This is a genomic window from Pseudomonas sp. GM84 (assembly GCF_000282535.1).
GTDB lineage: Bacteria > Pseudomonadota > Gammaproteobacteria > Pseudomonadales > Pseudomonadaceae > Aquipseudomonas.
Genome location: NZ_AKJC01000120.1, coordinates 1 through 5,836 on the forward strand (window position 1 = coordinate 1; position 5,836 = coordinate 5,836).

The 5,836-nt window shown below is 66.6% G+C and carries 4 protein-coding genes; 2 read left to right on the forward strand and 2 right to left on the reverse strand.

Annotation, left to right across the window (positions count from 1 at the left end):
- Positions 1-56 precede the first annotated feature (56 nt).
- Both PMI38_RS10625 and PMI38_RS10630 read right to left on the reverse strand, forming a co-directional pair.
- Positions 57-683 carry a response regulator transcription factor gene (locus PMI38_RS10625; RefSeq protein WP_008093669.1) on the reverse strand — a complete coding sequence of 209 codons (627 nt, stop codon included), beginning with the start codon at positions 681-683 and terminating at the stop codon, positions 57-59.
- Between the two features lie 12 nt (positions 684-695).
- Positions 696-2,102: a sensor histidine kinase gene (locus tag PMI38_RS10630; RefSeq protein WP_008093671.1), complete on the reverse strand. Its 1,407-nt coding sequence runs from the start codon at positions 2,100-2,102 to the stop codon at positions 696-698.
- Between the two features lie 192 nt (positions 2,103-2,294).
- Here PMI38_RS10630 and PMI38_RS10635 point away from each other — a divergent pair, with 192 nt between their 5' ends.
- A complete protein-coding gene (locus tag PMI38_RS10635; protein WP_008093672.1) occupies positions 2,295-3,917 on the forward strand; it encodes an acyl-CoA synthetase in 1,623 nt (540 codons plus the stop codon).
- Positions 3,918-4,043: 126 nt separating this feature from the next.
- Positions 4,044-5,813 carry an acyl-CoA dehydrogenase C-terminal domain-containing protein gene (locus PMI38_RS10640; RefSeq protein WP_008093674.1) on the forward strand — a complete coding sequence of 590 codons (1,770 nt, stop codon included), beginning with the start codon at positions 4,044-4,046 and terminating at the stop codon, positions 5,811-5,813.
- The last annotated feature ends 23 nt before the right edge of the window (positions 5,814-5,836 follow it).

Sequence of the window (5,836 nt, forward strand, 5' to 3'; positions counted from 1 at the left end):
TGCACTACCCATCAACTCAAGGCCTACCCCACATACCTCATGCACTACCCATCAACTCAAGCCCTACCCCCCAGCGCCTCCACCGCACCACAGGCAATCGCCATCCCCACTAGCTCCGCCAGACTCTGCGCCTGCAACCGCTTCATCACCCGCCCCCGATACAAATCCACGGTCTTCACACTGACCCCCAGCCGCTCGGCGATCTCGCGATTGTTCAACCCCTGCGCCAACGGCACGAACACATCCCGCTCACGCGGCGTCAGGCCATCGATCCGCGCCTGCACTTGCGCCAACGCCTGCTCCCCCTTGCGTGCCTCTCCGGCCCGCTCCAGTGCAGCCTGCACACTGTCGAGCAGCAACTGATCGTTGTAGGGCTTCTCGATGAAATCGCAGGCCCCCGCCTTGAACGCCCGTACCACGATCGGCACATCGGCATGGCCGCTGACGAAAATCACCGGAATGGCCAGCCCGCGCTCGCGCATCGCCTGCTGCACCGCCAGGCCACCCAGGCCCGGCATGCGCACATCCAGCAGCACACACGCCGGCCCATCCTCTGCGCAGGCATCGAGAAACGCCTGGCCACTGTCGAACGGCAAGGCCTGCAGGCCCACCGACTCAAGCAACCAGACCGTCGAATCACGCATGCCCTGGTCGTCATCGACCACATAAACCTTCGCTTGCACCCTGCCCTCTCCTTATCCCCTGCTCACCGCCAGGCGGCAGCACACGACCAGCCCGCCGAAGTCACCCGCGCGCGCCCACAAGCTGCCACCAAAACCCTCGATCAGGCTGCGGCTCATGCTCAAGCCCAGCCCAAGCCCGTCAGCCTTGCTGGTGTTGAACGGCGTGAAGATCGCCTCCAGGCGTTCCTCCGCCACACCCGGCCCCTGGTCTGCCACCTCGACCAGCACCCCGTCGCCGTCGCGCACGGCGCCCAGCAGGATACGCGACGGCTGTTGAGCATGCTGCTCGCGGTTGGCCTCGATGGCATTGCGCAGCAGGTTGAGCAGGACTTGCTCAAGCAATACCCGGTCGGCGAACACCGCAGGCATCTGCGCCCCGATGCGCAGCTCGACACTCACCTGATCGCGGGCCGCTTCCCACGCGCACAGGCGCATGGCCTCGGCCGCCACTTCAGCCAGGTCGACGGCCTCGAGACGCCGCGGCCCCTTGCGCAGGAATGCGCGCAGGCGGCGGATCACTTCGGCCGCATGGGTGGCTTGCTCGCTGATGCGCTGCAGGCCCTGGCCGACCCGCTCGCGCGCTTGCGGGTCGCGTTCCAGCCCCTGCAGGTAGCGCAGGCTGGCATTGGCGTAGTTGACCACCGCCGCCAGTGGCTGGTTGATTTCGTGGGCGATGCCCGAAGCCAGCTCGCCCAGGGTGGCGAGCCGGGCGCTGTGGGCGAGGTTTTCCTGGGCCTCGATGCGCAGGGTGATGTCACGCGACACGGCGACCACCTCCACCACCGCGCCGGTGTAGGTTTCGCGGATCGCCCGGCTGGCGATCTCGAACCAGCGGTAGCCAGCGGTGGCATGGCGCACCCGGCAGGTCATGGTGTGGTAGCCGTCATGGTCCAGCGCAGCAGACGCCTGGCGCAGGGCCTGGCGGCGCTCACGCGGGTGCAGCAAGGCCAGTACCGGCATGCCACGCAATTGCTCGGGCCACAGGCCTAGCAGGCGGTAGGCAGCAGGCGAGGCGTCGAGGAATCTGCCGTCGGGACTGTGCCGGGAAATCAGGTCGGTGGTGTTTTCGATGATCAGCCGGTAAAGGCGCCGGGCGCGGTTGGCTTCACGCGCGGCCTGTCGTTCCTCGCTGGCCTCTCGGCAACGGGCAACTACCTGCTGGCCCTGGTCGTCGGGGATGAAGGTCCACAGCACAATGCGTTCGCCCACCTGGGTTTCCACCTCGGCGATTGCACGATGCTGGCGCAGGCAGGCACGTACCAGTGCCGGGCAGTTGTTCGGTAACCAGTCGGCCAGCGGCGGGCCACCCTGGACCAGGGCCTGCATGGCGGGGTTGATGGCCAGCGCGCTGCAATCGGCCGCCAGCAACAGGCTGGGTTGCGGGTCCTTGGCAAGCAAGGCGGTGTGGGTTGTTTCCACGGCAGAGGCTCTTGTTATAGTAGTTTTACTATATTGCTATAGTCAATATTCCATCTACCATAGCTGTTCGCGTAAAACTGCGACAGGGGCAAGCGGCCATCGGCGCGCTGTCCACACCCTGATCAGAGCTAACAATCAGCCAACGGGGGCCACACGCACAGGCTGCGTCTGCCTCCTTAACAGGATTACCGCATGTCGATCTTCTCCCAGGGCCTGATGCCCGCTGCCGTCAACCACGTCGCCCTGACCCCGTTGAGCTTCATCGAGCGCACTGCTGCCGTCTACGGCAACTACCCGGCCGTCATCCACGGCGCCATTCGCCGAGACTGGCGCGAGACGTACCAGCGCTGCCGACGCCTGGCCAGCGCCCTGGCCGGGCGCGGCGTCGGCCGCGGCGACACGGTGGCGGTGATGCTGCCGAACATTCCGGCGATGCTCGAAGCACACTTCGGCGTGCCGATGATCGGCGCCGTGCTCAACACCCTCAACGTGCGCCTCGATGCCGAAGCCATCGCCTTCATGCTGCACCACGGCGAGGCCAAGGTGCTGATCACCGACCGCGAGTTCCACACGGTCATCGAAGCGGCCCTGGCCTTGCTCGAACACCCGCCCCTGGTGGTCGACGTGGACGACCCTGAATACGGCGAAGGCCGAGCGGTCAGCGACCTGGACTATGAAGCCCTGCTCGCCGAAGGCGACCCGGAGTTCGCCTGGGAATGGCCCGATGACGAGTGGCAGGCGATTTCGCTCAACTACACCTCCGGCACCACCGGCAACCCCAAGGGCGTGGTCTATCACCACCGCGGTGCGTACCTCAATGCCATCGGCAACCAGATGACCTGGGGCATGGGTCATCGCCCGGTGTACCTGTGGACCCTGCCGATGTTCCACTGCAACGGCTGGTGCTACCCCTGGACCATCACCGCGCTGGCCGGCACCCACGTGTTCCTGCGCCGGGTCGACCCGCAGAAGATCCTCACCCTGATCCGCGAGCACCGGGTCAGCCACCTGTGCGGTGCGCCGATCGTGCTCAATGCGCTGGTCAACATGCCCGAGGCCGCCAAGGCCGCCATCGAACACCCGGTGCAAGCCATGGTCGCCGGTGCCGCGCCGCCGGCGAAGGTGATCGGCGCCGTGGAAGAAATGGGTATCCACGTCACCCACACCTATGGCCTGACCGAGGTGTACGGCCCGGTGACGGTCTGTGCCTGGCACGATGAATGGCAGGACCTGCCACTGGAAGACCGGGCGCGGATCAAGTCGCGCCAGGGCGTGCGCTACCCGACCCTCGACGGCCTGATGGTGGCCGATCCGCAAACCCTCGAACCGGTGCCGCGCGATGGCAACACCCTGGGCGAGATCTTCATGCGCGGCAACACGGTGATGAAGGGCTACCTGAAAAACCCCGAAGCCACCGCCGAGGCCTTCCGTGGCGGCTGGTTCCACACCGGTGACCTGGCGGTGTGGCACGCCGACGGCTATGTCGAGATCAAGGACCGGCTCAAGGACATCATCATTTCCGGTGGCGAGAACATCTCCACGATCGAGGTCGAGGACACCCTGTTCAAGCACCACGCCGTGCTGGAGGCCGCCGTGGTGGCGCGCGCCGACGAGAAGTGGGGCGAGACGCCGTGCGCCTTCGTCGCGCTGAAGCCTGGGCACGAACATACCCGCGAAAGCGACATCATCGGCTGGTGCCGGGAGCATATGGCTGGGTTCAAGGTGCCGAAGACCGTGGTCTTTGGCGAGTTGCCCAAGACCTCCACCGGCAAGATCCAGAAGTACGTGCTGCGCGACCGCGCCAAGGCACTCTGAAACTCTAGCGGCCCTATCGCCGGCAAGCCGGCTCCCACACCGGGGCAAGGGAGCCCCCTGTGGGAGCCGGCTTGCCGGCGATAGGGCCCGACCCGTCAGCCAATCCATTTGCCCGAGCGCCCCGCCATGACCGACTACACCGCCCCCCTGCGCGACATGCGCTTCATCCTTCATGACGTGTTCCAGGGCCCTGCCCTGTGGTCGCGCCTGCCTGCCCTGGCCGAGCGCGTAGACGGCGAAACCGCCGACGCCATCCTCGAGGAGGCCGCCAAGGTCACCGCCAACCTGATCGCCCCGCTCAGCCGCAACGGCGACGAACAAGGCGTGCACTTCGACGCCGGCCATGTCACCACCCCGGACGGCTTCCGCGAAGCCTGGCGCACCTACCGCGAAGGCGGCTGGGTGGGCCTGGGTGGCAACCCCGAGTACGGCGGCATGGGCATGCCGAAAATGCTCGGCGTGCTGTTCGAGGAAATGCTCTACGCCGCCGACTGCAGCTTCAGCCTGTATTCGGCGCTGAGCGCCGGCAGCTGCCTGGCCATCGACGCCCATGCCAGCGAGGCGCTCAAGGCCACCTACCTGCCCGCGCTGTACGAGGGCCGCTGGGCCGGCACCATGTGCCTGACCGAACCCCACGCCGGCACCGACCTGGGCCTGATCCGCACCCGCGCCGAACCCCAGGCCGATGGCAGTTTCCACATCAGCGGCAGCAAGATCTTCATCACCGGCGGCGAGCAGGACCTGACCGAGAACATCGTGCACCTGGTGCTGGCCAAGCTGCCGGACGCCCCCGCCGGCGCCAAAGGTATCTCGCTGTTCCTGGTGCCCAAGTTCCTGGTGGCCGCCGATGGCAGCCTGGGGCCGCGCAATGCCGCGCACTGCGGCTCGATCGAACACAAGATGGGCATCAAGGCGTCGGCCACTTGTGTGATGAACTTCGACGGTGCCACCGGTTACCTGGTGGGTGACGCCAACAAGGGCCTGGCGGCCATGTTCACCATGATGAACTACGAACGCCTGTCCATTGGTATCCAGGGCATCGGCTGCGCCGAGGCCTCGTACCAGAGCGCGGCCCGCTATGCCAACGAGCGCCTGCAGAGCCGCGCCGCGATGGGCCCGCAGGCGCAGGAAAAGGCCGCCGACCCGATCATCCACCACGGTGACGTGCGGCGCATGCTGCTGACCATGCGCACCCTCACCGAAGGCGGCCGCGCCTTTGCCGCCTATGTCGGCCAGCAGCTGGACCTGGCGCGCTATGCCGAAGACGCCGGCGAGCGCCAACACGCCCAACGCCTGGTGGCGCTGCTTACACCTGTGGCCAAGGCGTTCTTCACCGACAACGGCCTGGAAAGCTGCGTGCTTGGCCAGCAGGTGTTCGGCGGCCATGGCTACATTCGCGAATGGGGCCAGGAGCAGCGCGTGCGCGATGTGCGCATCGCCCAGATCTATGAAGGCACCAATGGCATCCAGGCCCTCGACCTGCTCGGGCGCAAGGTGCTGGCCGACGGCGGCCAGGCCCTGGCCGGCTTCGCCGCCGAAGTCCGCGCCTTCTGCGTGAGCACACCGCTGCACCGTGACGCCTTGCAGGCCAGCCTGGTGCGTCTGGTTGCCTGCAGCGAGTGGTTGAGCGCGCGGGCGCGCGAGGATGCCAACCTGGTCAGCAGTGTGGCGGTGGAGTACCTGCACCTGTTCGGCCTGACGGCCTACGCCTACATGTGGGCGCGCATGGCGGCAGTGGCCTTGGCCAGGCACGATGAAGATCCGGCGTTTTATGGGGCAAAGCTGGCGACAGCGGAGTTCTTCTTTCAACGCGTGCTGCCACGCAGCCTGGCATTGGACGCGAGCATTCGCGCAGGGAGTGCGTCACTTTACCGCATGACGCCTGAGCAGTTCTGACGGTACCGGCCTCATCGCCGGCA

Bases quoted from the DNA above. Each gene is read 5' to 3' on its own strand.
- PMI38_RS10640 (WP_008093674.1), top strand. From the start codon at position 4,044: ATGACCGACTACACCGCCCCCCTGCGCGACATGCGCTTCATCCTTCAT.
- PMI38_RS10635 (WP_008093672.1), top strand. From the start codon at position 2,295: ATGTCGATCTTCTCCCAGGGCCTGATGCCCGCTGCCGTCAACCACGTC.